Here is a 26,379-nt window from a genome sequence, read left to right on the forward strand (position 1 = left end):
TTTAAAGGGGCGTTACCAGGAGGAAATGCCTGTTTTATCGAGCGTGGCAAGAACGTCCGCCAGCGGAACGTTGTCCGGGAAACGCAGCGAAGGGGCAATCTCGCTCAACGGCAGCAGCATAAAAGCGCGGTTCTTCATGTCGTAATGAGGAACGGTCAGGCGCGGCGTATTTATGACTTCATTGCCAAACAGCATGATGTCGAGATCGAGCGTGCGTGGCCCCCAGCGTTCGGCTTTGCGCTCGCGGCCCTGTTCAAGCTCAATGCGCTGCGTATGGTCGAGCAGCGTTTCAGGGGCGAGGGTGGTTTCCAGCGCTACGGCGGCGTTCAGGTAGTCCGGCTGGTCCTGCGGACCGAGCGGGGGAGTGCGGTAAAAAGAAGAGTGCGTCAGCAACCGGGTCTGAGGTATGGCGGCCAGCGCGGCTATCGCCGCGTTGACCTGATCGAGCGGCGACGCCAGGTTGCTGCCTATCGCAATATAAGCGACGGTCATGCATTGCCTTCGCGGCGCGGCGCGCGACGGCGGGGACGGCGGTTGCGGCGGCGCGCTTCCGGCTCATCGCCCAAATCGTTAAGCATATCTTTTTGCAGCGGCGGCGCGGCGGACTGGAACTCGCCCCACCAGCGGGAGAGACGTTGCAGTTCGGCATTGCTTTCCGCTTCGGCGCGCAGCGCCAGCAGATCGTAAGCGGCGCGGAATTTCGGATGCTCCATCAGCTTCCACGCGCGTTTGCCCTGGCGGCGCGACAGACGCAGCTGCAATTGCCAGATATCGCGAACCAGCGTGGTGATGCGTTTTGGAATGGCGAGCGAGCGGCAGGCTTCGTCCAGCACGTCGTTCATCGCCAGCGCGAAGGCGTCATAGTAGGCAAGCCCGCTCTCCTGGGCGATTTTTTGCGCCGTTTCGAGCTGCGGATACCAGAACATCGCGGCGAACAAAAATGCCGGGTTAACGCGCATATCGTTATGAATGCGGTTATCGGTGTTCTTCAGCACCTGAGCGATGATGCGCTCCATCGGGCTGTCGCCCTGCTCGGTAAAGAAGCGATTGATAACCGGGAAGAGCGGCTGGAACAGGTTATATTCGCAAAGCAGCTTGTAGGTGTCGAACCCATAGCCCGCCTGAAGCAGCTTCAGCGACTCTTCGAACAGACGCGCTGGCGGCACATCGTTTAACAGCGTGGCGAGGCGCGGGATAGGTTCGGCGGTTTCAGCGCTGATGCGCATATTGAGCTTGGCGGCGAAGCGCACCGCGCGCAGCATGCGCACCGGGTCTTCGCGATAGCGCGTCTCCGGGTCGCCAATCAGGCGAATAACGCCTTCCTGTAAGTCGCGCAGGCCGCCTACATAATCGCGCACCGTGAAATCGGCCACGCTGTAATAAAGGCTGTTGATGGTGAAATCACGGCGCTGGGCGTCTTCTTCAATCGAGCCGAAGATATTATCGCGCAGCAGCATGCCGTTCTGGCCGCGCTGAGAAATAGCGCGGTCGCTCTGGCTCTCTTCGTGATGGCCGCGGAAGGTGGCGACTTCAATGATTTCCGGCCCGAACATAACGTGGGCGAGGCGGAAACGGCGTCCTACCAGCCGGCAGTTACGAAACAGTTTACGTACCTGATCGGGCGTGGCGTTGGTCGTGACGTCAAAATCTTTTGGTTTTTTGCCAAGCAGCAGATCGCGCACGCCGCCGCCGACGAGGTAGGCTTCATAGCCTGCCTTATTCAGACGGTAGAGCACCTTGAGGGCATTTTCACTGATATCTTTGCGGGAAATAGCGTGCTGTTCACGCGGGATAGTCGTCATGGCTGGTTGCACGGCGGCCTCTTCAACCACGCTCTCCTCGCGGTTTAACACCTTGCGGCAAAAATTAGCGACTCGGGTAAAAATAGTACACCTCGTAGTGAGACTCTGGACAAAAAACAGCGGCTAATATAGCTCAGTGCGGCGCGTTTGAGAATGCCGGATTCACCGCCGCCGCCGCAGGGACCGTCGACAGCGTCCAGTTTCGCACCGCTTCGCTAAGCAAAGCCTCAAGACTGAGCGTCTCCATGCCTTGCGTGACCGGTTGATTCAGGAAACGTAACGCCGCCAGCAAAACCGGACGCGGGTCGCCATGGCTCAGCGCTGGCGCATGGTTTTGCTTCGACAATTTATTGCCCTGGTCGTTAAGCGCCAGCGGCAGATGCACATAGTCCGGCACCGGCCAGCCAAACTGTTGATAGAGCGAAATTTGCCGCACCGTGGGTTCGATAAGATCGGCGCCCCGTACGATTTCCGTTACGCCCTGGAAATGATCGTCCACCACCACCGCCAGGTTATAGGCAAAAAGCCCGTCGCGGCGATGAATAATAAAATCTTCCCGCGCCAGCGCCGCGTTAGCGGTGATACGCCCTCGCAGACGGTCGTCAAATGCCAGCACCGGGTGATGCTGTATCAGGCGCGTGGCGGCATTTTCCGGGCCGTGATGCAGCGTACGGCAGTGGCCGTCATAAATGCCGCCGATGTGCTGAATGCGGCTGCGGGGGCAGGTGCAGTAATAGCTAAGCCCCCGTTCGCGCAAAAACGCCAGCGCTTCGCGATAAGCCTCATGGCGCGCCGACTGGTAAAGCACGTCGCCGTCCCAGTGCAGGCCGTAATGTTCCAGCTGGCGCAAAATTGTCTGCGCGGCGCCGGGCACTTCGCGGGGCGGATCGATATCTTCAATGCGCACCAGCCAGCGACCCTGCTGCGAGCGGGCTTGCAGGTAGCTGCCAAGCGCGGCGATAAGCGAGCCAAAATGGAGTTCGCCGGAAGGCGAAGGGGCGAAACGGCCGATATAGGGTTGCGCAGACATGATTTACATAAGACAGAAAAAAACAAGGCGGGAGAGTCTCCCGCCAGTGATCAGTTCAGATAACCGTAAGCTGTTAGCCAGCCATCTGTTTTTCGCGGATTTCCGCCAGCGTTTTGCAGTCGATGCACAGATCGGCTGTCGGACGCGCTTCCAGGCGACGAATGCCGATTTCCACACCGCAGGATTCGCAGTAACCGAAATCTTCGTCTTCCACTTTTTTCAGGGTTTTTTCGATCTTTTTGATCAGCTTGCGCTCGCGGTCACGGTTGCGCAGTTCGAGGCTGAATTCCTCTTCCTGAGCGGCTCTGTCTACCGGATCAGGGAAGTTAGCAGCTTCGTCCTGCATATGCGTAACGGTGCGATCGACTTCATCCCTGAGTTGATTACGCCACGCTTCAAGAATCTGCTTGAAGTGCGTCAGCTGGGCTTCGTTCATATACTCTTCGCCCGGTTTCTCTTGATACGGCTCCACCCCAGCGATGGCGAGAATACTCAGGGACGATGTTTTACGGTTTTGCCCTTCTTGCATGTTGCTTCTCCTTAACACGCACTATCGATCCCCTTGTCGGGGGAAAAATCAGGCCGCTATAAATAGCAGAAGCTTTTCCGGATAGCAATTATCTAAACGTTACACTTGACAACCCTGTGAGGAAAAGCGTATTCGCATACGCGACCCGAACAGTTAAACGACATTTTTTATCAAAAGTTTATAAGTTAACCGCTAACGGCGACGTTAACGTCATCGCGGCTGCCGAAAGCGAAGCCTTCCACGCCATAATCTCCACCCCCTTGCGCTGCGCTTCTTCCAGAAGCCCGGCGTAATGAGGGTCGATATGGCGCGCGGGAGCGACCTGATCGATGGCCGAGTGCAGCACGGCAAATAACAAAACGGCGCGTTCGCCGCCAGCCGCCACGCTCATAAGCTCCCGTAAATGCTTCTGTCCCCGTACCGTTACCGCGTCAGGAAAGTAGCCCGATCCCGGTTCCGATAGCGTTACGGATTTCACCTCAATATAGCAGTTAACCCTGTAATCCGCCTGCAACATAAAGTCGATGCGGCTGCGCTCCGCGCCATACTTTACCTCGCTCTGAAGCGAGGTATACCCGGCCAGTTCCGGCAGCCGGTTTTCCGCCAGCGCTTCCTTCACCAGCGCGTTGGCCCGTAGAGTATTAACGCAGATAAGCGAACCGGTTTGGGTTTCGGTCAATTCCCATGTATGTGGATATTTTCTCGTCAGGTTCGACGAAGTGGAGTACCACACGGTGTCGCCAGGCGTGGCGCAGCCGGTCATCGCGCCGGTATTAGGGCAATGCAGCGTCAGCGTTTCGCCTTGCGGCGTCACCACATCCGCCAGAAAACGTTTGTAACGCTTAATCAGCGTGGCGGATTGCAGGGCAGGGGTAAATTCCATGTCGCTTCCTTTATTTAAGCTGCCAGCGATCGACTGGCCTGTAACGCGTACGTCCCTGGTCAAACAGCGACTCATACAGCACGAAGTCTTCGACAGGAAATTCCCAGCCAAAGCCCGGCGGCGGCAGCGCAACCCGGGGCTGAGCGTTACGCAGTAATGTGACATGCGGATGAAAGGGCTGTGGCGACTGCGCGCAACCGCTGCGCGCGGCCTGGGCGCGCAGCAGGTTGGCCAGTTGCAGCAACCCGCGCGGCGCCTGGCGCGGGCCAAGCCAGACGACCCGCGAGCGCGGCCAGTGGCCAGCGTCGTCGAGGCAAAGCGTAAAACCCGGCTGCGTGATACGGCTCGCCTGCGCGGCCAGTATCCGCTGCTTCTCCTCGCTCACCTCGCCCAGGAATGCGAGGGTGATATGCAGATTAGCAGCCGCTATCGGGCGGCCCGCTTCGTAAGGAAACTGTTCGGCGCGCCAGCGCACAATGCGTTGCTGAACGGCTTTGGGAAGCTCCAGCGCGAAAAACAGGCGTTTTGACTGTGGCATAGCGTGACTCGGTGAATGAAGAGGCGAGATGCTACAATGCTCTCCTCATTATGTTAACCCGCTGGAGCCTTTTGTGTCGTCATTGCCGGTCGCCGCCGTATTGCCTGAACTTCTTACCGCCCTGCAACACGCCCCGCAGACCCTGCTTATCGCGCCTACCGGCGCCGGAAAATCGACCTGGCTGCCGCTGCAAATACTGCAACAGGGCGAGTTATCCGGGCGCATTCTGCTGCTGGAGCCGCGCAGGCTGGCGGCGCGCAACGTGGCGCAGCGGCTCGCCGAACTCCTTGGCGAAGCCTGCGGCGAAACGGTGGGCTATCGCATGCGCGCGGAAACCTGTGTAGGGCCGAATACCCGTCTGGAAGTGGTGACGGAAGGCATTCTTACCCGGCTTATTCAGCGCGACCCGGAGCTTTCGGGCATTTCGCTGGTGATCCTGGACGAATTTCATGAGCGAAGCCTCCAGGCGGATCTCGCGCTGGCGCTGCTGCTGGATGTGCAGCAAGGGCTGCGCGACGATCTTAAGCTGCTGATTATGTCGGCGACGCTGGATAATGAGCGGCTGCAAACGTTATTGCCGCAAGCGCCGGTGGTGGTTTCACAAGGGCGCGCCTTTCCGGTCGAGCGCCGTTACCATGGGCTCAGCGCCCATCAGCGTTTTGACGACGCGGTGGCGCAGGCGGTCAGCGGCTTGCTGCGCGAGGAGCCAGGTTCGCTGTTGCTCTTTCTGCCAGGCGTCGGCGAAATTCAGCGGGTGCAGGAGCAGCTTGCCGAACGCGTGGCCTCCGACGTCATGCTTTGCCCGCTTTACGGCGCGCTCTCCCTTAGCGAACAGCGTAAAGCGATACTGCCGGCGCCGTCGGGGTTTCGCAAAGTGGTGCTGGCGACCAATATCGCCGAAACCAGCCTGACGATTGAAGGCATCCGGCTGGTGGTGGACAGCGCCCAGGAGCGCGTGGCGCGCTTCGACGCCCGCACCGGCTTAACCCGCCTGGTGACGCAGCGAGTCAGCCAGGCTTCCATGACCCAACGCGCAGGCCGCGCCGGACGACTGGAGCCCGGCATCTGCCTGCATCTTGTCGGCAAGGAACAGGCGGAACGCGCGGCGGCGCAAGCAGAGCCGGAGATCCTGCAAAGCGATCTCAGCGGCCTGCTGCTGGAGCTGCTGCAATGGGGCTGTCGGGATATCGGCGAGCTTAGCTGGCTTGACAAGCCGCCCGCCGTTAACCTTCAGGCGGCGCGGGCGCTGTTAAGCCAGCTCGGCGCGCTGGAAAACGGCACGCTGACGGCGCGCGGGCGGCAGATGGCGCAGCTCGGCAACGATCCGCGTCTTGCCGCGATGCTGGTTGCCGCCAACAATGCTGACGAACAGGCCACCGCCGCCCGCCTGGCGGCGCTGCTGGAGGAGCCGCCGCGCGGCCGCGAGAGCGACCTGCGCAGCGCCTTTTCCCGCAGCCAGGGCAACTGGCAGGCGCGAAGCGGCCAATTGCTCAAGCGACTAAAATCCTCTGGCGGCAGAAGCGATATTTCGCTTGCCGCCGGGCTGCTGGCGCAGGCGTTTGGCGATCGTATCGCCAGGCGTCGCGGTCTGGACGGGCGTTATCAGCTTGCCAACGGCATGGGCGCGATGCTGGATCAGGATGACGCGCTTTCCCACTACGAATGGCTTATCGCGCCGCTGTTATTGCAGGGCAGCAACACGCCGGACGCGCGTATTTTACTGGCGCTGCCGCTGGATCTTGATGCGCTTATCGCGGACTATCCGCACCTGTTGCAGCAGAGCGACTCCGTAGAGTGGGACGAAGCCCAGGGCACGCTGAAGGCGTTTCGCCGCTGGCGGCTTGGGCAACTGGTGGTGAAAACGCAGCCGCTGTCGAAGCCTTCCGAAGAGGAGCTTCACCGGGCAATGCTTAACGGGATTCGCGAAAAAGGACTTTCGGTGCTTAACTGGACGCCGGAAGCCGAACAGCTTCGCCTGCGCCTGGCCTGCGCCGCCCGCTGGCTGCCGGAGCATCCGTGGCCTGCGGTCGATGACGAGGCGCTGCTGGCGACGCTTGAGAAATGGCTGCTGCCAGAGTTAAACGGCGTGCATTCGTTGCGGGCGCTGAAAAACCTGAACCTTGCGGCGGCGCTGAACCATCTGCTGGAGTGGTCATTGCGCCAACGGCTGGATAGTGCATTGCCAACTCATTACACTGTGCCGACCGGAAGCCGGATAGCCATTCGTTACGATGCCGACAATCCGCCCGCGCTGGCGGTGCGGATGCAGGAAATGTTTGGCGAAGCCGCAACGCCGGTGATAGCGGAAGGGCGCGTGCCGCTGACGCTGGAGCTGCTTTCGCCCGCCCAGCGGCCGTTGCAAATCACCCGCGATCTGGCCGCCTTCTGGCGCGGCGCGTACCGGGAAGTACAAAAAGAGATGAAGGGACGCTACCCGAAACATGTCTGGCCGGACGATCCGGCTAACGCGCAACCCACGCGCCGCACGAAAAAATATTCGTAGCGCAGCGGGGCGTCGCCTTTGAATTGAGAGCTTTCTTCTTTCGCACGGGTGCGGAAGAAACAAGAATCAGGCCCTTGCGCCTGAATTATCTGCGGAGAAAAAGCATGGCGGGGAATGACCGCGAACCTATCGGACGCAAGGGCAGACCAGCGCGTCCGGTAAAAGAGAAAGTGAGCCGTCGTCGGCTCAGGGAAGAGGAGTATGACGACGAATATGAGGATGAAGAGCCAGCGCCGAGAAAGGCGAAGGGCAGAGGCAACGGCGGCGGCGGCAATGGACGCAAGCCAGCCAAAAAACGCCGCTGGCTGTGGCTGTTGGTAAAGCTGTTCCTCGTTCTGGTGGTGGTGATGGTCGCCTATGGCGTCTACCTCGACCAGAAGATCCGCAGCCGCATCGACGGTAAAGTCTGGCAGCTGCCAGCCGCCGTTTACGGCCGCATGGTCAACCTTGAGCCCGATTCGCTCTACAGCAAGCAAGAGATGATCAAACTGCTGGAAGCCACGCAGTATCGCCAGGTGACGAAAATGACCCGTCCCGGCGAGTTTACCGTGCAGGCTAACAGCATTGAGATGATCCGCCGCCCGTTCGACTTCCCGGACAGCAAAGAGGGGCAGGTGCGCGCGCGCCTGACCTTTAGCGGCGATCGCCTGGAGTCTATCGAGAACATGGACAGCGGCCGCCAGTTCGGCTTCTTCCGCCTCGACCCGCGGCTTATCACCATGCTCTCTTCGCCGAATGGCGAGCAGCGCCTGTTTGTGCCGCGTACCGGCTTCCCGGATCTGCTGGTGGATACGCTTATCGCCACCGAGGACCGGCATTTTTACGAGCACGACGGCATTAGCGTTTACTCCATCGGTCGCGCGGTAGTGGCGAACCTGACGGCGGGGCGGGCAGTGCAGGGCGGCAGTACGCTGACCCAGCAGCTGGTGAAAAACCTCTTCCTGACCAACAAGCGCACCCTGTGGCGTAAGGCTAACGAGGCTTACATGGCGCTCATCATGGATGCGCGCTACAGCAAAGACCGCATCCTGGAGCTTTATCTGAACGAGGTTTATCTCGGCCAGAGCGGCGACGACCAGATCCGCGGCTTCCCGCTGGCGAGCCTTTACTATTTTGGTCGCCCGGTGGAAGAGCTGAGTCTTGATCAGCAGGCCTTGCTGGTGGGGATGGTGAAAGGGGCTTCCCTCTATAACCCATGGCGTAATCCGAAGCTTGCGCTGGAGCGTCGTAACCTCGTGCTGCGTCTGTTGCAGGAGCAGCAGGTCATCGACCAGGAGCTGTATGACATGCTGAGCGCGCGTCCGCTGGGCGTGCAGCCGCGCGGCGGGGTGATTTCGCCGCAGCCTGCGTTCATGCAGATGGTGCGCCAGGAACTGCAAAGCAAGCTGGGCGATAAAGTTAAAGATCTCTCCGGCGTGAAGATCTTCACCACCTTTGACTCGGTTGCCCAGGACGCGGCGGAAAAAGCGGTAACGGAAGGCATTCCAGCGCTGATTAAACAGCGCAAGCTGAAAGATCTCGAAACCGCGATGGTGGTGGTGGATAAAACCACCGGCGAAGTGCGCGCCATGGTGGGCGGAGCGAACCCGCAGTTTGCGGGCTATAACCGCGCCATGCAGGCGCGCCGCTCGATCGGCTCGCTGGCGAAACCGGCGACTTACCTTACCGCGTTAAGCCAGCCGAACCAGTATCGCCTTAATACCTGGATTGCCGACGCGCCGATTTCGCTGCGCCAGCCGAACGGCCAGGTCTGGTCGCCGCAGAACGATGACCACCGCTACAGCGGTCAGGTGATGCTGGTAGATGCGCTGGCCCGTTCCATGAACGTGCCGACGGTTAACCTTGGCATGGCGCTGGGGCTGCCAGCCGTTACCGAGACCTGGACGAAGCTTGGCGTGCCGAAAGAGCAGCTGCATCCGGTACCGGCGATGCTGCTTGGCGCGCTTAACCTGACGCCGGTGGAAGTGGCGCAGGCGTTCCAGACCATCGCCAGCGGCGGCAACCGCGCCTCGCTGTCGGTGCTCCGCTCGGTTATCGCTGAAGACGGCACGGCGTTGTTCCAGAGCTTCCCGCAGGCGGAGCGCGCAGTGCCTGCCCAGGCCGCTTACCTGACGCTCTACACCATGCAGCAGGTAGTGCAGCGCGGCACGGGCCGGGCGCTGGCGGCAAAATTCCCGAAACTGCATCTGGCAGGGAAAACCGGCACTACCAACAACAACGTCGACACCTGGTTTGCAGGCATCGACGGGCGTGAAGTGGTGATCACCTGGGTGGGCCGCGATAATAACCAGCCGACCAAACTCTACGGCGCCAGCGGCGCGATGGCGATTTACCAGCGCTACCTGAGCAACCAGTCGCCGGTGCCGCTGGAGCTGACGCAGCCGGAAGATATTGTCGATATGGGCGTGGATGACATGGGCTACTTCCAGTGCGGCGGCGGTGTCCGCACGCTGCCGGTATGGACCACCAACCCGGATTCGCTTTGCCAGCTGAGCGCGCCGCCGCCTGCGGAAAACCCGTTTGAGCAGTCGGCGCCGACGCAGCCGCAACAGCAGCAGCCTCAGCAACAGCAGGCGCCGCAGCAGCAAGAGAAAAGCGACGGCGTCGCGGGCTGGATCAAGGACATGTTCGGCAGTAACTAACGTTTCGCGCTGACGCGTTCAGCGGCGTGAACAGCCAACGCGGCGTAAGAGGGAAACCTGTTACGCCGCGTTTTTTTATCTTCCTTATTACGCCCGGATAACCCTTCTTTAGCGACCCTTTAACGCCTTACTCTTTCGCTGGTTAATTACTATTCCCTTAGCGATCTGCGGGCCGTCTGGCGCTTGCTATATAAACAGCGTTTCGCATATTATCTTGCGTTCATAATAATAATTCTCGTTTACGTTATCATTCGTTACTTTCACTCAGAGAAAATATAATGGCGCGTTCTAACACCATTCAGCCCACCCATGCCCGGCTGCGCAAGCTGGCCGTGCTGATTGCCGCGGCAACTGGCAGCATTGCCGTTTCCGCCACCGCAGCCGAAACGGCGAAAAAAGAAGATACGATCACCGTCAGCGCCGCCGCGCCGCAGGAAAGCGCATGGGGTCCGGCGCCGACTATCGCCGCCAAACGCACCGCGACAGCGACAAAAACCGATACGCCGATTGAAAAGACGCCGCAGTCTGTTTCAGTGGTGACCAGCGAAGAGATGGAAATTCGCCAGCCTGCTTCGGTAAAAGAAGCGCTGGGCTATACGCCAGGCGTGGTCGTCAGCAATCGCGGCGCCTCTAATACCTATGACTTTGTCAGCATCCGCGGCTTTACTTCTGTGGGTCTGAGCCAGAACAACTATCTGGACGGCCTGAAGCTTCAGGGTAACTTTTATAACGACGCGGTTGTCGACCCTTACTTCCTGGAGCGCGTTGAGCTGATGCGCGGCCCGGTTTCCGTGCTTTACGGTAAGAGTAACCCCGGCGGCATTATTTCGATGGTCAGCAAACGCCCAACCACCGAGCCGCTGCACGAAATTCAATTCCAGGTCGGCACCGACAACCTGTATCAAACCGGTTTTGATTTCAGCGATTCGCTGGATGATAACGGCGAGTTTTCATACCGTCTGACCGGCCTTGCGCATTCAAGCGATGAGCAGCAGAAAGGGGCGGAGCGTCAGCGTTACGCGATTGCGCCATCCTTTACCTGGCGTCCGGACGACAAAACCAACTTCACCTTCCTTTCCTACTTCCAGAACGAGCCGGAAACCGGCTATTACGGCTGGTTGCCGAAAGAGGGCACCGTACAGCGGTTGCCGAACGGTAAACGTATCGGCAGCGACTTCAACGAAGGCGCAAGCAATAACACCTATTCCCGCAACGAGAAGATGGTGGGCTACAGCTTCGAGCACGGCTTTAACGACACGTTCACCGTGCGTCAGAACCTGCGCTTTGTCGAAATGAAAACCGCGCAGAAAAGCGTTTATGGTACGGGCATTTGCACCACGAATACCTTCAACGCCCCTTGCCAGGATGTTCCTGCTGGCGAACGCGATCACTACTTAGGTCGCGGCACGGTTGTGGATAATGAGCGCTTGCAGAATTTCAGCGTAGACACGCAGCTGCAAAGCAAATTTGCGACGGGCGAAGTGGACCACACTTTACTGACTGGTGTGGACTTCATGCGTATGCGTAACGATATCAACGCGACGTTTGGTACCGCGCCTGTTGTGGATCTTTATAATCCGCAGACGCTGGAAAACTTCGCTTTTGATGATGCCGTGCCGTATCAGCTTAACGAAACCAAACAGACCGGTATTTATGTTCAGGATCAGGCTGAGTGGGACAAGTGGGTCTTTACGCTGGGCGGCCGTTACGACTGGTCTCAGCAGGGCACGACGGTACGCGCCGACGGCGGTTCTATCGAACGTAACGATCATCAGTTCACCTGGCGCGGCGGCGTAAACTACCTGTTCGATAATGGCATTACGCCTTACGTCAGCTACAGCCAGTCCTTCGAGCCTAACGCGTTTGATCTCTACAGCGAGCCGCGCATGGCGTTCGCGCCCTCAAAAGGCGAGCAATATGAAGCGGGCGTTAAGTATGTGCCGAAAGATATGCCGATCGTCATCACCGGCGCGGTTTATCAGTTGACCAAAACCAATACGCTGACCACAAGCCCAGACGACGCAACGTTGCAGGTGCCGTCAGGCGAAGTACGCTCCCGCAGCGTTGAGCTGGAAGCCAAAGCCGCCGTTAACGCCAATATCAACCTCACGGCTTCTTATACCTATATCGACGCGGAATACACCAAAGACACTAACCTCAAAGGCAATGCCGTTGAGCAGGTGCCGCGCAATATGGGGTCTTTGTGGGGCGATTACACCTTCAACGACGGCCCGCTCTCCGGCCTGACCATCGGTACCGGCGGTCGCTTTATCGGCTCCAGCTACGGCGACCCGGCGAACACCTTCAAAGTTGGTAGTGCCGCGGTAATGGATGCTGTGGTGAAATATGACCTCGCGCGCTTTGGCCTTGCTGGCTCCAGTGTTGCGGTCAACGTAAACAACCTGCTCGACCGTGAGTATGTCTCCAGCTGCTTCCAGACCTACGGCTGCTTCTGGGGCGCGGAGCGTCAGGTTACCGCCACCGCAACATTCCGCTTCTGATCCGTTTTCGGGCACGGTTCGCCGTGCCCTTTTTACAAGTTGGCTACTATGCAGGATAAACAGACGTATCCCGATACCACCTTTTCCCTCAAGCAAGTCGCTTTTCGTGTGCCAGGCCGCACGCTGCTTCACCCGCTCTCCCTGACCTTTCCCGCTGGCAAAGTGACTGGCTTAATCGGCCATAACGGTTCTGGCAAATCCACGCTGTTAAAAATGCTGGGCCGACATCAGCCGCCTTCAGAAGGGGAGATTTTGCTGGGCGGCCAGCCGCTCGAAAACTGGGGCAGCAAAGCGTTTGCCCGTGAAGTCGCTTATCTGCCGCAGCAATTGCCCGCCGCTGAAGGAATGACGGTGCGCGAGTTAGTGGCGATTGGCCGCTACCCATGGCACGGCGCGCTTGGCCGCTTTGGCATTAACGACAGGGAAAAGGTGGAAGAGGCGATAGGGCTGGTTGGCCTTAAGCCGCTGGCGCACCGGCTGGTGGACAGCCTTTCCGGCGGTGAGCGTCAGCGCGCATGGATAGCGATGCTGGTGGCGCAAAACAGCCGCTGCCTGCTGCTTGACGAGCCGACGTCGGCGCTGGATATCGCCCACCAGGTGGAGGTGCTGGCGCTGATTCATCGCTTAAGCCAGCAGCGCGGCCTGACCGTTATCGCGGTGCTGCACGATATCAATATGGCGGCGCGCTACTGCGACCACTTAGTGGCGCTGCGCGGCGGCGAAATGATTGCCGAAGGCAGCCCCGAAACGCTGATGACCGGGGAAAACCTGGAGCAAATCTATGGCATTCCGATGGGCATTCTGCCCCATCCGGCGGGTCTGGCGCCGGTGAGCTTCGTTTACTGATGCGCGATTTCAACTTCTCTTTCCGCCGTCGCCAGGTGCTGACGGCGATGGCGCTTTCACCGCTGCTCTGGCGCATGCAAAAGGCCCGGGCGGCGGAGCCTGTGACCAGACGCGTTGTGGCGCTGGAGTGGCTGCCGGTGGAGCAACTGCTGGCGCTCGGCGTCACACCTTATGCGGTGGCCGATATTCCCAACTACACGCTGTGGGTCAATGACCCGCCGCTGCCCGCGTCTGTGATTGATGTCGGTTTGCGCACCGAACCGAATATGGAGCTGCTGACCGCCATCAAACCCACTTTGCTTATCTGGTCTTCCGGCTACGGTCCTTCGCAGGAACAGCTTTCGCGGATCGCGCCGGGAATTGGCATCGCCTTTACCGATGGCAAAGCCCCGCTGGAAATGGCGCGCAAATCGTTAATGCAGCTGGCGCAGCGGATCGACCGCGAGCAGGCGGCCCGCGATCATCTGGCGAAGTTTGATCGTTTCCTGCAAGAAATGAAGCCGCGCTTCGCCGCGCGTGGCGATCGTCCCGTGGTGCTGATGACGCTGATAGATGCTCGCCATGTGCTGCTGATTGGACAAAACAGCCTGTTCCAGCAGGCGATGAATGTGCTGGGCATGCGCAACGGCTGGACGGGCGAAACCAACTTCTGGGGCAGCGCGGTGGTGGGAATAGAGCAGCTTGCCGCGGTTAAAGACGCCGATGTGCTCTGCTTTGAACATGGCGACGACACGCTGATGCGACAGATAGCCGCCACGCCGCTGTGGCAGGCGATGCCGTTTATCCGCCAGCAACGCTTTCAGCGCGTGCCTGCGGTCTGGTTTTACGGCGCGACGATATCCACCATGCGTTTTTGCCGTATCCTGGATAACGCGCTGGGAGGCCGGGCATGAAAACACGCTACGCGCTTTTCCCTGCGCTTTTGCTCGCCGCGCTTTTTGTCGCCGCCCTTACGCTGACGTGGTTTAACCTGACTACGCAACTGCCGCGCGGCGAATGGCGACAGGCGCTCTGGCAGCCCGACGTAAACGCCCTTAACCAGATGCTGTTCCACTACAGCGCGCTGCCGCGTCTTGCGGTTTCGCTGCTGGTCGGGGCAGGGCTTGGGCTGGTGGGCGTGCTGTTCCAGCAGGTGCTGCGCAACCCGCTGGCGGAGCCGACCACGCTTGGCGTTTCGACGGGCGCGCAGCTTGGCATCACGGTCGTCACGCTCTGGTCGCTGCCGGGCGGCGTTTTCACCATGCAGTTCGCCGCGCTGGCAGGCGCCTGCGCCGTCGGCCTGCTGGTCTTCGGCGTGGCGTGGGGCAAACGCCTTTCGCCGGTCACGCTTATTCTTGCGGGCCTGGTCGTCAGCCTTTACTGCGGCGCGGTAAACCAGCTGCTGGTGATTTTCAACCACGACCAGCTGCAAAGTATGTTCCTCTGGAGCAGCGGCGCGCTGAACCAGACTGACTGGAGCATCGTTAACCGCCTGTGGCCGCAGCTGTTGGGCGGCGTGATGCTGACGCTTTTGCTGCTGCGTCCGCTGACCCTGATGGGGCTGGATGACGGCGTGGCGCGCAACCTCGGGCTGGCGCTTTCACTGGCGCGGCTGGCGGCGCTGACGCTTGCGATAGTTATCAGCGCCTTGCTGGTGAATGCCGTCGGGATTATCGGCTTTATCGGGCTGTTCGCGCCGTTGCTTGCCAAAATGCTTGGCGCCCGGCGTCTGCTTGCGCGTCTCGTGCTGGCGCCGTTGATCGGCGCGCTGATCCTCTGGCTTTCCGATCAGTTTATCGTCTGGCTGACCCGCGTCTGGATGGAGATCTCCACCGGCATGGTGACGGCGCTGATTGGCGCGCCGCTGCTGCTCTGGCTGCTGCCGCGGTTGCGCACCATGAGCGCGCCGGACATGAGCGCGGGCGACAGCGTGCCGCCTGAGCGTCAGCATCTTCTGCGCTGGGCCGTGGCGGGATTGCTGCTGCTGTTGGCAATGCTGGCGGCGGCGCTTTGTCTGGGCCGCGACGCGCAGGGATGGCAATGGGCCAGCGGCGCGTTGTTCAATGAGATGATGCCGTGGCGCTGGCCGCGGGTGCTGGCGGCGCTCAGCGCCGGCGCCATGCTGGCGGTGGCGGGTTGCATTATCCAGCGCCTCACCGGCAACCCGATGGCCAGCCCCGAAGTGCTGGGTATCAGCGCTGGCGCCGCTTTCGGCGTGGTATTAATGCTCTTCTTCGTACCGGTAGACGCCTTTGCCTGGCTGCTGCCCGCCGGCAGCCTGGGCGCGGCGGGCACGCTGCTTGTGATTCTTATCGCCGCCGGGCGCGGAGGCTTTTCGCCGCACCGTATGCTGCTGGCAGGGATGGCGTTGAGCACCGCTTTTACCATGATGCTGGTGATGCTTCAGGCGAGCGGCGACCCGCGCATGGCGCAGGTTATCACCTGGCTTTCCGGATCGACTTACAGCGTGACGCCGCAACATGCGCTGCGCTCGCTGGGCGTGATGATTGTGCTGCTGGCGGTAACGCCGTTTTGTCGCCGCTGGCTGACCATTCTCCCGCTCGGCGGCGATACCGCCCGGGCCGTTGGCATGGCGCTGACGCCAGCGCGCATCGTGCTGCTGTTGCTTGCCGCCGCGCTGACCGCCGCCGCCACGTTGACCATCGGGCCGTTGAGTTTTGTCGGGCTGATGGCGCCGCACATTACCCGGCTGATGGGCTTTCGCCGTGCGCTGCCGCAGCTGGTTATCTCTGCGCTGCTGGGCGGCATGCTGATGCTGTTTGCCGACTGGTGCGGGCGCATGATTCTCTTCCCGTATCAGATCCCGGCAGGGCTGCTGGCGACCTTTATCGGCGCGCCGTACTTTGTTTATCTGCTGAGGAAGCAAAGCCGGTAAGCGTAGCGCTGCCCGCGAGAGGCGGCGCGAAGGCAAATAAAAAGGCGGGGATAACCCCGCCTTTTTTCATGGCCGACGGGACAGGTTACAGCTTCGCAAACACCCGACGGGCGGCGTCAATGGTGTTGTTGATATCCTCTTCGCTATGGGCGACAGACATAAACCCTGCCTCGAAGGCGGAAGGAGCAAAGTAAACGCCTTCTTCCAGCATCAGATGGAAGAAACGCTTGAAGCGTTCAACGTCGCAGGCGAGCACATCTTTGTAGCACGTTACGCTTTGCGCGCGGGTGAAGAAAAGGCCGAACATGCCGCCTACGTGGTTGACCACCAGCGGGATGCCCGCTTCTGAAGCCGCTTCGCGCAGCCCTTCGGCCAGGCGAGTCGTGAGGTCATTCAGGGTGGCATGTATGCCCGGCTGGGCCACTTCGCTCAGGCAGGCGTAACCCGCCGCCATGGCAATCGGGTTGCCGGAGAGCGTGCCCGCCTGGTAGACCGGCCCGGTCGGCGCCAGCGCTTGCATAATTTCGCGACGTCCGCCGAAGGCGCCTACCGGCATGCCGCCGCCGATGATTTTGCCAAGGCAGGTGAGGTCCGGCTCAACATGGTAATGCGCCTGCGCCCCTGCCAGCGCTACGCGAAAACCGGTCATGACTTCATCGATAATCAGCAGCGCGCCGAACTCATCGCACAAGGCGCGCAGGCCCGGCAGAAAATCGGGCTGCGGCGGAATACAGTTCATATTGCCTGCCACCGGCTCGACGATAATACAGGCGATATCCTGCGGATACAGCTCGAAAGCCTCACGTACGGAGGCAAGATCGTTGTAAGTGCAGGTAAGCGTGTGCTTCGCGAAATCCGCCGGTACGCCAGGCGAATTGGGCTGGCCGAGGGTCAGCGCGCCGGAGCCCGCTTTCACCAGCAGGTGATCGGCGTGACCGTGGTAGCAGCCTTCAAACTTGATGATTTTGTCGCGGCCGGTAAAACCGCGCGCCAGGCGGATGGCGCTCATGGTCGCTTCGGTGCCGGAGTTTACCATGCGCACCATATCCATCGTCGGCACCAGCTCGGTGACGAGCTGCGCCATTTTCACTTCCATCTCGGTAGGCGCGCCAAAGCTCAGGCCGCGCTGCGCCGCTTCAATCACCGCATTGCGGATAGCCGGGTGGTTATGGCCAAGCACCATCGGGCCCCAGGAGCCTACATAGTCGATATAGGCTTTGCCGTCGGCGTCATACAGGTAAGCCCCGTCCGCACGCTCGATAAACAGCGGGACGCCGCCCACGCCGGTAAAGGCGCGTACCGGCGAGTTAACGCCGCCGGGAATAAGTTCGCGGGCGGCGGCGTAGAGGTTTTCAGACTTACTCATGAATCGGCTCCTGATTCGTGGGAAAAGAGATAACGGGCTATTCTAAGTCATCCCGTCCAGGTTATGAAAGTTTTGCCCGATTGAACCACCACAATCTTAAGGGATTATTCATGCGACGCAGCGGCGAGCGGCAGGTAAAATAGCGTGCGCATTCTGTTTTACCCACAAATGATGATGGCATGAAACCACAAACTTCCACTTTCAGAGCACAACAGCGGCTCCGCTTACGCCGCCTGATGATGATTCGCCACCTGATCCGCCGCGACAAAACCCCTCTGGCCATTTTGTTAATGGCGGCAGTCGTCGGCACGCTGGCGGGACTGGCCGGGGTTGCGTTTGAGCGCGCCGTGACCTGGGTGCAGCAAAACCGCATCGGCATGCTGGCGCAGGTGGCCGATCGCGCCTGGTTGGTCTGGCCGCTGGCGTTTATTGTCTCCGCGCTGCTGGCGATGGTGGGCTACTGGCTGGTGCGCCGCTTCGCGCCGGAAGCGGGCGGCTCCGGCATCCCGGAAATAGAAGGGGCGCTGGAAGAGTTGCGCCCGGTGCGCTGGTGGCGGGTATTGCCGGTGAAGTTTATCGGCGGCATGGGCACCCTCGGCGCAGGCATGGTGCTGGGGCGCGAAGGGCCGACGGTGCAGATTGGCGGCAATGTCGGTCGCATGGTGTTGGATATTTTTCGCATGCGCGGCGCGGAAGCGCGCCATACGCTGCTGGCGACCGGGGCGGCTTCGGGGCTGTCGGCAGCGTTTAACGCGCCGCTGGCGGGCATCCTGTTCATCATTGAGGAGATGCGCCCGCAGTTTCGCTACAACCTTATCTCTATTAAAGCGGTTTTTACCGGCGTGATTATGTCGAGCATCGTCTTTCGCATTTTCAACGGCGAAAACGCGGTAATCGAAGTGGGAAAACTCAGCAACGCGCCGGTGAACACCCTCTGGCTCTATCTGATGCTCGGCATCGTTTTCGGCGCGGTGGGGCCGCTGTTTAACCATCTGGTGTTTCGCGCCCAGGATATGTTCCAGCGTATTCACGGCGGCAATATCACGAAGTGGGTGCTGGTAGGCGGCGCGCTGGGCGGGCTGTGCGGCGTGCTGGCGCTGATTGAGCCTGCGGCGGCGGGCGGCGGCTTTAATCTTATCCCCATCGCGGCGGCGGGCAACTTTAGCGTCGGCATGCTGCTGTTTATTTTTATCGCCAGGGTCATCACCACGCTTTTATGCTTCGCCTCGGGCGCGCCGGGCGGCATTTTCGCGCCGATGCTGGCGCTCGGCACGCTGCTTGGCACCGCGTTCGGCATGGCTTGCGCCGCCTGGTTTCCGGCCTATCATCTTGATGTCGGCACCTTCGCCATTGCCGGCATGGGCGCGCTGTTCGCCGCCTCCGTACGGGCGCCGCTGACCGGCATCGTGCTGGTGCTGGAGATGACCGATAATTACCAGCTCATTCTGCCAATGATCATCACCTGTCTTGGCGCTACGCTGCTGGCGCAATTCCTTGGCGGCAAACCGCTTTATTCCTCTATCCTCGCCCGTACCCTGGCAAAACAGCAGGCGGAACAGCAGGCGCAGGCCGGGCAGAATACTTGAACGATTTACCAGGGTAATAGATAATGGCCTTAAAGATCGGGTTATTCTTTGCCCGATTGCGGTCTTCGTTGGGAGCATAAAATGAGTGATGACGTAGCGCTGCCTCTGCAATTTACCGATGCAGCAGCCAATAAAGTAAAAAGCCTGATCGCGGATGAAGAGAATCCGAACCTGAAACTGCGCGTCTACATCACCGGTGGCGGTTGCAGCGGCTTCCAGTACGGTTTTACCTTTGATGATCAGATCAACGACGGCGATATGACCATCGAAAAACAGGGCGTCGGGCTGGTTGTCGACCCGATGAGCCTGCAATATCTGGTGGGCGGCTCGGTGGATTACACCGAAGGGCTGGAAGGTTCCCGTTTCGTGGTGACCAACCCGAACGCCACCAGCACCTGCGGCTGCGGTTCTTCCTTCAGCATCTAATCCCGTCAGGTAGTCAGGTAAAAGAAAAGCCGTGTTGTGAGACACGGCTTTTTTGTTTATGCATGATCGTCCAGCGCGAAGGTGGGCAGCTTAAGGTGCCAGCGAATAGCGGCGAGGCGAATGGCGAGCGTGACCGCCATGCCGATCATACTGGCCTGTTCCAGCGGCACGTTAAATGTATAAAAGGCAGTGGCATGAACAATGCCGCCAGCGATGCAGGCGGTCGCGTAAATTTCAGTTCGCAGGATCATGGGAATTTCGCGAGCCAGCACGTCGCGGATAATGCCGCCGCCGACGCCAGTCACCACCCCCATGCAGATAGCCACCAGCGGCCCGGTGCCGGCGAGGAACGCCTTATTAACGCCGATGCCGACGAACACTGCCAGGCCTACGGCATCCAGCACCGGCAGGATCCACTTCGGCAGGCGGCGCGGCTGGCGCACCAGGATAATGGTCAGCAGACAGGTGACCATCGCCACTACCAGGTCGGTGGGATCTTTAACCCAGAAGACCGGGCCGTGATCGAGCGCCATGTCGCGGATGGTGCCGCCGCCTACCGCCGTCACTACGCCTAATACCAGTACGCCGAACGGATCCATCCGCAGCTTGCCGGCCAGTAAAACGCCAGAGATGGCGAATACGGCTGTGCCTATGATATCCAGCCAATAAACCAGCATGTCCTTACCTCGTCCCTCGACTCGTTAATTCGTGGCTGCCAGCGCCTGGCAGATCTGTTTCGCGGCGAGGATAATACGCGGCCCGGCGCGCTCAAACCAGTCGTCTTTCACGGTGATAACCGGAACTTTTAGCTGCTCGTGCCAGAACTGCGTTATTTGCGGAATTTGCTGTTCATCGCCAGTGGTGATGATGAGCTGCGGCTGGCGCATCAGCACCTGTTCGCGGCTCACCTGCGGCCAGGGCGCAGGGCTGTCGGCGAAAATATTTTCACCGCCGCACACCTCCACCAGCTGGTTTTGAATGGAGCTTTTATTGGTGGTGAAAAGCGGCTGTCCGCCAAATTGCAGAAAGACGCGTTTTTTCGCTTTCCCGGCATACTGCCTTTTCAGCGTAACGAAGTCCTGCATTAGCGCGTCAGCCGCCGCCCTGGCCTTTTCCGGCGTTGGACTGAAGGGCGCAAGCCTGCGAAGCGCCTCAGCGACTTGCTCCACTGTCGCCGGATCTATCCACATAACCTGAATGCCGAGCGATTTAAGCTGGTTAACCTGTCGTTCGGCATTGCCGCCGCGCCAGGCCAGCACCAGGTCGGGCTTGAGCGCCACAATGCGCTCAAGGTTCATGCCCTGCCAGTTCGCCACCTGCTCAAGTTTTTTCGCCGCGGCGGGGTAGTCTGAGTAAGCGCTGGCCGCGATGGGCGTAATGCCCGCCGCGAAAGCGAGTTCGGTATTGGAAGGGGAGAGGGAAATCACGCGCGGCGCGGCCATCAGCCACGCCGGGAGCGAAAGAAGCAGGGCGGCGAGCGCCCTGTAAGGCAACCGCTTAGCCACGGCTTAACGAAACGAGCAGCGTTTCCACCATCAGGCTGGATTGCTTCGCCGCCACCGCGAGGAACTCCTCAAAGCTCAGATGCGACTGCTGGTCCGCCACGTCGGAAATGGCGCGCACTACCACGAACGGCACGCCAAAGTTATGGCAGACGTGGCCGATAGCGGTGGCCTCCATCTCTACCGCAATGGCCTGCGGGAAGTTCTGGCGAATACGCGCCAGCGCGTCGGCGCCGTTAATAAAGGCGTCGCCGCTGACCACCAGGCCGCGCACGGCGTGCAGGTTAAGCTCGCCGATGCAGGCCTGCGCTGCGGCAATCAGTTTTTCATCCGCTTTGAAAGCCGCCGGGCAGCCCGCCATCTGGCCATATTCGTAGCCGAAGGCGGTGACGTCGGCGTCGTGATAGCGCACTTCATCGGAAACCACGATATCGCCCACCTTAAGGGTTGGCGCAAGGCCGCCCGCCGAGCCGGTGTTGATGATGAGATCAGGCTTGCAGTGTTCATGAAGCAGCGTTGCGCCCATGGCGGCGGAGACTTTACCAATGCCGGACTTCAGCAGAGCGACTTCCACGCCGTTAAGCGTGCCGGTATAAATCTCGCAGCCCGCCAGTTTCAGCGTCTGGCGGTTTTCAATTTTGTCACGCAGCAGCGTAACTTCTTCTTCCATTGCACCAATAATGCCTGCTTTCATAGAGATACTCGCTAAATGATGGATTTACAGGGATAGTCTATCATGGCAAGCAACAAGGATTTAATTCGCGTAAGCGCGCGGCCCGGGGGAGGCTATGGCTGAGATCGATTTTCGCAATAAAATAAACTGGCGCCGTCGGTATCGCTCGCCGCAGGGCGTAAAAAGCGAGCATGAAATCTTGCGTATTTTCGAAAGCGATCGGGGGCGCGTCATTAACTCTCCCGCCATTCGCCGGTTGCAGCAAAAAACGCAGGTCTTTCCGCTTGAGCGCAACGCCGCAGTGCGCACGCGGTTGACCCATTCGCTGGAGGTGCAGCAGGTAGGGCGTTATATCGCTAAAGAGGTATTAAGCCGCCTGAAAGAGCAGGGCAAGCTCGAGCAGTATGGCCTGGCGGAGCTGACCGGGCCGTTTGAAAGCATTGTAGAAATGGCCTGCCTGATGCACGACATCGGCAATCCGCCGTTCGGCCATTTTGGCGAAGCGGCGATAAACGACTGGTTCAGCCAGCGTCTTTTTCCCATTGATGCCGCCAGCCAGCCGCTGAGCCATGACCGCTGCGCGGTTGCGGTGCTGAAGTTGCAGGAAGGCGAAGATGACCTTAATGCGCTGCGCCGCAAAATACGCCAGGATTTGTGCCATTTTGAGGGCAACGCGCAGGGGATCCGCCTTGTACATACTTTGCTGCGCATGAACCTGACCTGGGCGCAGGTGGGCTGCATTCTGAAATATACGCGCCCGGCGTGGCACGTCGGCCCGGTGCCGGAAAGCCATAGCTATTTGATGAAAAAGCCAGGTTTTTACCTGGCGGAAGAGGGATATATTTCCCGCTTACGTAAAGAGCTGTCGCTTGGCGAATATAGCCGTTTCCCGTTAACCTGGATAATGGAAGCGGCGGATGATATCTCTTATTGCGTGGCCGACCTTGAAGATGCGGTAGAAAAACGCATATTTACCGTTGAACGGCTTTATCAGCATCTGTATGAATCCTGGGGCGAACATCAGCCGGAAGATCTTTTCGCCCAGGTTGTGGAAAACGCTTATGAAAAAGCGAAAACCAATCCGTTGCAGCGAATAACGGAAGATCAGTTTTTTATGTATTTGCGCGTTAATACGCTAAATAAACTGGTGCCCTATGCCGCGCAGCGGTTTATTGAAAATTTACCCGCTGTTTTTGATGGTTCTTTTAATCAGGCTTTGCTGGAAGATGAAAGCCCTTCGAGCCGCCTGCTTGAGTTATACAAGCGGGTGGCGGTGCGGCGGGTGTTTAATCACCCGGATGTCGAGCAGCTGGAATTACAGGGCTACCGGGTCATTAGCGGTTTGCTGGATATTTATCAGCCGCTGTTAAAGCTGCCGCTGACGGATTTTCGCGAGCTGGTGGAAACCGAAGGGGTCAGGCGCTTGCCTATCGAAACGCGGTTATTTCACAAACTTTCCGGGCGGCACCGGCTGGCTTATATTGAAGCAGTGAATAACCTACATGCTGAGGCGGCCGATTATCCGCTATGGGAATATTATTACCGCTGTCGTTTGATCCAGGATTATATCAGCGGCATGACCGATTTATATGCATGGGATGAATACCGGCGCCTGATGGCGGTAGAATAAATAGTGCGACTTTTGTAAAGACGCTCAATAAATTTTTACTTTTTCAGAAACTTAACGTTGGAACTTCGCGCTATAAACTCACTCTTACTGTCACGTACACAGCAAGTAATTGACGTAACTTTTAGCTGAGATTGAAAAGATGAAAAAAACCACGTTAGCAATGAGTGCGCTGGCTCTGAGTCTGGGTTTGGCGCTGGGGCCGGTGTCTGCTTTCGCCGCCGAGACGGCATCTTCATCCGCCACCTCGCAACAAATGCCGAGCCTGGCGCCGATGCTGGAGAAAGTGATGCCATCAGTGGTGAGCATTAACGTTGAAGGCAGCACCACGGTGAATACGCCGCGCCTGCCGCGCAATTTCCAGCAATTCTTTGGTGATAATTCGCCGTTCTGCCAGGAAGGTTCACCTTTCCAGAGCTCGCCGTTCTGCCAGGGCGGCGTTGAAGACGGCGACGGCGGCCAGCAGCAGAAATTTATGGCGCTGGGTTCCGGCGTGATTATTGATGCCGCGAAAGGCTATGTGGTGACAAACAACCACGTAGTGGATAACGCCACCTCGATTAAAGTGCAACTGAGCGACGGGCGTAAGCTCGACGCGAAAATGGTCGGCAAAGATCCGCGCTCGGATATCGCGCTTATCCAGATTCAGGATCCGAAAAATCTGACGGCAATTAAAATCGCCGATTCCGATCAACTGCGCGTAGGCGACTATACCGTCGCTATCGGTAACCCGTTCGGTCTGGGGGAAACGGTGACTTCCGGTATCGTCTCGGCGCTGGGCCGCAGCGGCCTGAATGCCGAAAACTACGAGAACTTCATCCAGACCGACGCGGCTATTAACCGCGGCAACTCCGGCGGCGCGCTGGTTAACCTGAACGGCGAGCTTATCGGCATCAACACCGCTATCCTGGCGCCGGACGGCGGCAATATCGGTATCGGCTTTGCTATTCCAAGCAACATGGTAAAAAACCTCACCGCGCAGATGGTGCAATACGGTCAGGTGAAACGCGGCGAACTGGGTATTCTTGGCACCGAACTTAACTCCGAACTGGCTAAGGCGATGAAAGTCGATGCCCAGCGCGGCGCGTTCGTCAGCCAGGTTATGCCGAACTCTTCCGCTGCTAAAGCAGGTATTAAGGCAGGCGACGTGATCACCTCGCTGAACGGCAAACCGATTAACAGCTTTGCGGCGCTGCGTGCGCAGGTCGGCACGATGCCGGTGGGCAGCAAGCTGACGCTTGGCCTGCTGCGTGAAGGCAAAGAGGTGAACGTGAATCTGGAGCTGCAACAGAGCAGCCAGACGCAGGTCGAGTCCTCCACTGTCTTTAACGGCATTGAAGGGGCGGAGATGAGCAACCGTACCGGCAAAGACCAGGGCGTTATCGTCAATAACGTGAAGGCTAACTCACAGGCCGCTCGCATCGGGCTTAAGAAAGGCGACATTATTGTTGGGGCGAACCAGCAGCCGGTAAATAACATCGCCGAACTGCGCAAAATCCTCGACAGCAAACCGTCGGTGCTGGCGCTGAACATTCAGCGCGGCGACAGCTCTATTTACTTACTGATGCAGTAAAACGCGTTGTGCTAACAAGGCCGCCCCGGGCGGCCTTTTTTATGGCTTCCGGTTTGTACAGGCAAAGAAGGGGAGCGTGATGCGGCTTCGGAGCAGGAAATAAAACGGGCTGGCGCGCCAGCCCCGGGGAATTATTTATTGCGGGTGAGCTTTTCGAGATCGGATTCGATTTCGCTGATCTTGTTGGCGACCACGCTTTCTAAATGGCGCAGATCGTCGAGGATTTTACGTTTGAGATCCACTTCAGTGCGGTCGCGCTGGCAGATCTGGTCTAGCTCATCAATCACGTAACGCAGGTTAGGGCTTATCTCCTGCACTTCTTTAAAGCCTTGCCCTACGCCGTCGGCCACCACCGTTTTGCGCTGGCGCGGATATTTAAACTTCACGCTTTTGGCGAAGAACTCGCCTTTGTCTTTCTGAAAATAGATTTTCAGAATGTCGTTGTTCGCTTCCTGGCGAAGACTGTAACGGTCGATTTCATCAGGATTGGTTATGCCAAGACTCTTCAGATTATCGTACATAAGCGGGCCCCCTGGGGAATCATTAACCTATAGATAATTCACGAAAATATCCTTTTCCGCCACCATCAGAGAGCAAAAAGGCGGGCTATGCCCGCCTTTTTTACCGCTGTCAGTCGATAGTGCGCAGCAATTCGTTGATGCCAACCTTACCGCGGGTTTTCGCATCCACTTTTTTCACGATAACGGCGCAGTAAAGGCTGTAAGAGCCATCTTTCGACGGCAGGTTGCCGGAAACCACTACCGAGCCTGCCGGAACGCGGCCGTAGTGGACTTCGCCCGTTTCGCGGTCGTAAATTTTGGTGCTCTGGCCGATGTAGACACCCATAGAGATAACCGCGCCTTCTTCGACGATTACGCCTTCCACGATTTCAGAACGCGCGCCGATGAAGCAGTTATCTTCGATGATGGTCGGGTTAGCCTGCAACGGCTCCAGCACGCCGCCGATGCCCACGCCGCCGGAGAGGTGGACGTTTTTGCCAATCTGCGCGCAGGAGCCGACGGTTGCCCAGGTATCGACCATGGTGCCTTCATCAACGAACGCGCCGATGTTCACGTAAGAAGGCATCAGCACGGTGTTGCGCGCGATAAACGCCCCCTGACGGACGGCCGCTGGCGGCACGACGCGGAAACCTTCTTTCTGGAAACGCGCTTCGTCATAGTTGGCGAATTTCATCGGCACTTTATCGAAATAGCGGCTTTCCGCGCCTTCGATGACCTGATTGTCGTTAATGCGGAAGGAGAGCAGAACCGCTTTCTTCAGCCACTGGTGGGTGACCCACTGGCCGTCGATTTTCTCTGCCACGCGCAGTTCGCCGCGATCCAGCAGGGCGATAACCTGGTTCACCGCTTCACGGGTAACGGTATCTACGTTAGCCGGGGTGATCTCTGCGCGACGTTCAAAGGCGGTTTCAATAACATTTTGTAGCTGATGCATTATTTGCTCTTTCCTGATGGTT

22 protein-coding genes are annotated in these 26,379 nt (G+C 59.0%); 10 read left to right on the forward strand and 12 right to left on the reverse strand.

All coding sequences use genetic code 11. The features are described 5' to 3' along the window. Positions 1-12: 12 nt before the first annotated feature. From folK to thpR, 6 genes are all read right to left on the reverse strand, one after another. Positions 13-492, reverse strand: a complete 480-nt coding sequence (folK, locus tag DW56_RS05135; protein WP_024552180.1) for a 2-amino-4-hydroxy-6-hydroxymethyldihydropteridine diphosphokinase — start codon at positions 490-492, stop codon at positions 13-15. Continuing rightward, positions 489-1,886, reverse strand: coding sequence for a polynucleotide adenylyltransferase PcnB (pcnB, locus tag DW56_RS05140; RefSeq protein WP_071789735.1), 1,398 nt, complete (start codon positions 1,884-1,886; stop codon positions 489-491). Before pcnB ends, folK begins: the two co-directional genes overlap by 4 nt. A gap of 49 nt (positions 1,887-1,935) precedes the next feature. Further along, a complete protein-coding gene (gene gluQRS, locus DW56_RS05145) occupies positions 1,936-2,832 on the reverse strand; it encodes a tRNA glutamyl-Q(34) synthetase GluQRS (RefSeq protein ID WP_024561977.1) in 897 nt (298 codons plus the stop codon). A gap of 73 nt (positions 2,833-2,905) precedes the next feature. Further along, positions 2,906-3,361, reverse strand: coding sequence for an RNA polymerase-binding protein DksA (gene dksA, locus DW56_RS05150; protein ID WP_024555190.1), 456 nt, complete (start codon positions 3,359-3,361; stop codon positions 2,906-2,908). Between the two features lie 178 nt (positions 3,362-3,539). Next, entirely contained in the window at positions 3,540-4,244 is a 705-nt protein-coding gene (gene sfsA, locus DW56_RS05155; protein WP_024555189.1) for a DNA/RNA nuclease SfsA, read from the reverse strand. Between the two features lie 10 nt (positions 4,245-4,254). Then, positions 4,255-4,782, reverse strand: coding sequence for an RNA 2',3'-cyclic phosphodiesterase (gene thpR, locus DW56_RS05160; protein WP_024555188.1), 528 nt, complete (start codon positions 4,780-4,782; stop codon positions 4,255-4,257). Positions 4,783-4,855: 73 nt separating this feature from the next. On the opposite strand from thpR, the gene hrpB reads away from it, so the two are divergent. The 6 genes from hrpB (at position 4,856) to fhuB (ending at position 16,149) form a co-directional block, all read left to right on the forward strand. Further along, positions 4,856-7,285 carry an ATP-dependent helicase HrpB gene (gene hrpB / locus DW56_RS05165; RefSeq protein WP_024555187.1) on the forward strand — a complete coding sequence of 810 codons (2,430 nt, stop codon included), beginning with the start codon at positions 4,856-4,858 and terminating at the stop codon, positions 7,283-7,285. A 104-nt stretch (positions 7,286-7,389) separates the two neighbouring features. Then, complete coding sequence (gene mrcB, locus DW56_RS05170) at positions 7,390-9,927, forward strand: bifunctional glycosyl transferase/transpeptidase (protein WP_024561978.1); 2,538 nt, start codon at positions 7,390-7,392, stop codon at positions 9,925-9,927. 278 nt (positions 9,928-10,205) lie between these two features. Then, the gene (fhuA, locus tag DW56_RS05175) at positions 10,206-12,428 is read left to right on the forward strand and encodes a ferrichrome porin FhuA (RefSeq protein WP_029589737.1); all 2,223 of its coding nucleotides are present in this window, start codon (positions 10,206-10,208) and stop codon (positions 12,426-12,428) included. A gap of 48 nt (positions 12,429-12,476) precedes the next feature. After that, positions 12,477-13,274, forward strand: a complete 798-nt coding sequence (fhuC, locus tag DW56_RS05180) for a Fe3+-hydroxamate ABC transporter ATP-binding protein FhuC (RefSeq protein WP_024554328.1) — start codon at positions 12,477-12,479, stop codon at positions 13,272-13,274. After that, positions 13,274-14,167 carry a Fe(3+)-hydroxamate ABC transporter substrate-binding protein FhuD gene (gene fhuD, locus DW56_RS05185; RefSeq protein WP_024554329.1) on the forward strand — a complete coding sequence of 298 codons (894 nt, stop codon included), beginning with the start codon at positions 13,274-13,276 and terminating at the stop codon, positions 14,165-14,167. Before fhuC ends, fhuD begins: the two co-directional genes overlap by 1 nt. Beyond that, positions 14,164-16,149, forward strand: a complete 1,986-nt coding sequence (gene fhuB / locus DW56_RS05190) for a Fe(3+)-hydroxamate ABC transporter permease FhuB (RefSeq protein ID WP_024561979.1) — start codon at positions 14,164-14,166, stop codon at positions 16,147-16,149. The genes fhuD and fhuB overlap by 4 nt, the downstream gene beginning before the upstream one ends. A gap of 85 nt (positions 16,150-16,234) precedes the next feature. On the opposite strand, the gene hemL is transcribed toward fhuB, so the two are convergent. Next, positions 16,235-17,515, reverse strand: coding sequence for a glutamate-1-semialdehyde 2,1-aminomutase (gene hemL / locus DW56_RS05195; protein ID WP_024552934.1), 1,281 nt, complete (start codon positions 17,513-17,515; stop codon positions 16,235-16,237). A gap of 179 nt (positions 17,516-17,694) precedes the next feature. Here hemL and clcA point away from each other — a divergent pair, with 179 nt between their 5' ends. Both clcA and erpA read left to right on the forward strand, forming a co-directional pair. Next, complete coding sequence (gene clcA, locus DW56_RS05200) at positions 17,695-19,101, forward strand: H(+)/Cl(-) exchange transporter ClcA (protein ID WP_024552935.1); 1,407 nt, start codon at positions 17,695-17,697, stop codon at positions 19,099-19,101. Positions 19,102-19,182: 81 nt separating this feature from the next. Then, positions 19,183-19,527: an iron-sulfur cluster insertion protein ErpA gene (erpA, locus tag DW56_RS05205; protein ID WP_023480429.1), complete on the forward strand. Its 345-nt coding sequence runs from the start codon at positions 19,183-19,185 to the stop codon at positions 19,525-19,527. Between the two features lie 56 nt (positions 19,528-19,583). Here the strand turns inward: erpA and DW56_RS05210 are convergent, their stop codons facing one another. The 3 genes from DW56_RS05210 to mtnN are packed head-to-tail and all read right to left on the reverse strand — an operon-like array spanning position 19,584 to position 21,723. Beyond that, positions 19,584-20,204 (reverse strand): TRIC cation channel family protein, encoded by a 621-nt coding sequence (locus DW56_RS05210; RefSeq protein WP_024552936.1) that lies wholly within the window; start codon positions 20,202-20,204, stop codon positions 19,584-19,586. Between the two features lie 24 nt (positions 20,205-20,228). Then, positions 20,229-21,032, reverse strand: coding sequence for a vitamin B12 ABC transporter substrate-binding protein BtuF (gene btuF, locus DW56_RS05215; RefSeq protein WP_024552937.1), 804 nt, complete (start codon positions 21,030-21,032; stop codon positions 20,229-20,231). Further along, the gene (mtnN, locus tag DW56_RS05220) at positions 21,025-21,723 is read right to left on the reverse strand and encodes a 5'-methylthioadenosine/S-adenosylhomocysteine nucleosidase (RefSeq protein WP_024552938.1); all 699 of its coding nucleotides are present in this window, start codon (positions 21,721-21,723) and stop codon (positions 21,025-21,027) included. Before mtnN ends, btuF begins: the two co-directional genes overlap by 8 nt. A 94-nt stretch (positions 21,724-21,817) precedes the next feature. Here mtnN and dgt point away from each other — a divergent pair, with 94 nt between their 5' ends. Together dgt and degP are read left to right on the forward strand one after the other, a co-directional pair. Continuing rightward, the gene (dgt, locus tag DW56_RS05225; protein WP_024552939.1) at positions 21,818-23,332 is read left to right on the forward strand and encodes a dGTPase; all 1,515 of its coding nucleotides are present in this window, start codon (positions 21,818-21,820) and stop codon (positions 23,330-23,332) included. A gap of 139 nt (positions 23,333-23,471) precedes the next feature. After that, complete coding sequence (gene degP / locus DW56_RS05230) at positions 23,472-24,902, forward strand: serine endoprotease DegP (protein WP_024552940.1); 1,431 nt, start codon at positions 23,472-23,474, stop codon at positions 24,900-24,902. Between the two features lie 131 nt (positions 24,903-25,033). On the opposite strand, the gene DW56_RS05235 is transcribed toward degP, so the two are convergent. Beyond that, positions 25,034-25,423, reverse strand: a complete 390-nt coding sequence (locus DW56_RS05235; RefSeq protein ID WP_024552941.1) for a DUF3461 family protein — start codon at positions 25,421-25,423, stop codon at positions 25,034-25,036. A gap of 109 nt (positions 25,424-25,532) precedes the next feature. Then, entirely contained in the window at positions 25,533-26,357 is an 825-nt protein-coding gene (gene dapD / locus DW56_RS05240; protein ID WP_024552942.1) for a 2,3,4,5-tetrahydropyridine-2,6-dicarboxylate N-succinyltransferase, read from the reverse strand. Between the last annotated feature and the right edge of the window lie 22 nt (positions 26,358-26,379).

Origin of the sequence: Franconibacter helveticus LMG 23732, from assembly GCF_000463115.2 — a bacterium.
GTDB classification, from domain to species: domain Bacteria; phylum Pseudomonadota; class Gammaproteobacteria; order Enterobacterales; family Enterobacteriaceae; genus Franconibacter; species Franconibacter helveticus.

What these genes read in the sequence shown, in the direction of transcription:
- folK (WP_024552180.1), bottom strand. Translation starts at nt 492, where the DNA reads ATGACCGTCGCTTATATTGCGATAGGCAGCAACCTGGCGTCGCCGCTC.
- gluQRS (WP_024561977.1), bottom strand. Translation starts at nt 2,832, where the DNA reads ATGTCTGCGCAACCCTATATCGGCCGTTTCGCCCCTTCGCCTTCCGGC.
- dksA (WP_024555190.1), bottom strand. Translation starts at nt 3,361, where the DNA reads ATGCAAGAAGGGCAAAACCGTAAAACATCGTCCCTGAGTATTCTCGCC.
- sfsA (WP_024555189.1), bottom strand. Translation starts at nt 4,244, where the DNA reads ATGGAATTTACCCCTGCCCTGCAATCCGCCACGCTGATTAAGCGTTAC.
- thpR (WP_024555188.1), bottom strand. Translation starts at nt 4,782, where the DNA reads ATGCCACAGTCAAAACGCCTGTTTTTCGCGCTGGAGCTTCCCAAAGCC.
- mrcB (WP_024561978.1), top strand. Translation starts at nt 7,390, where the DNA reads ATGGCGGGGAATGACCGCGAACCTATCGGACGCAAGGGCAGACCAGCG.
- fhuA (WP_029589737.1), top strand. Translation starts at nt 10,206, where the DNA reads ATGGCGCGTTCTAACACCATTCAGCCCACCCATGCCCGGCTGCGCAAG.
- fhuC (WP_024554328.1), top strand. Translation starts at nt 12,477, where the DNA reads ATGCAGGATAAACAGACGTATCCCGATACCACCTTTTCCCTCAAGCAA.
- fhuD (WP_024554329.1), top strand. Translation starts at nt 13,274, where the DNA reads ATGCGCGATTTCAACTTCTCTTTCCGCCGTCGCCAGGTGCTGACGGCG.
- fhuB (WP_024561979.1), top strand. Translation starts at nt 14,164, where the DNA reads ATGAAAACACGCTACGCGCTTTTCCCTGCGCTTTTGCTCGCCGCGCTT.
- hemL (WP_024552934.1), bottom strand. Translation starts at nt 17,515, where the DNA reads ATGAGTAAGTCTGAAAACCTCTACGCCGCCGCCCGCGAACTTATTCCC.
- clcA (WP_024552935.1), top strand. Translation starts at nt 17,695, where the DNA reads ATGAAACCACAAACTTCCACTTTCAGAGCACAACAGCGGCTCCGCTTA.
- erpA (WP_023480429.1), top strand. Translation starts at nt 19,183, where the DNA reads ATGAGTGATGACGTAGCGCTGCCTCTGCAATTTACCGATGCAGCAGCC.
- DW56_RS05210 (WP_024552936.1), bottom strand. Translation starts at nt 20,204, where the DNA reads ATGCTGGTTTATTGGCTGGATATCATAGGCACAGCCGTATTCGCCATC.
- mtnN (WP_024552938.1), bottom strand. Translation starts at nt 21,723, where the DNA reads ATGAAAGCAGGCATTATTGGTGCAATGGAAGAAGAAGTTACGCTGCTG.
- dgt (WP_024552939.1), top strand. Translation starts at nt 21,818, where the DNA reads ATGGCTGAGATCGATTTTCGCAATAAAATAAACTGGCGCCGTCGGTAT.
- degP (WP_024552940.1), top strand. Translation starts at nt 23,472, where the DNA reads ATGAAAAAAACCACGTTAGCAATGAGTGCGCTGGCTCTGAGTCTGGGT.
- DW56_RS05235 (WP_024552941.1), bottom strand. Translation starts at nt 25,423, where the DNA reads ATGTACGATAATCTGAAGAGTCTTGGCATAACCAATCCTGATGAAATC.
- dapD (WP_024552942.1), bottom strand. Translation starts at nt 26,357, where the DNA reads ATGCATCAGCTACAAAATGTTATTGAAACCGCCTTTGAACGTCGCGCA.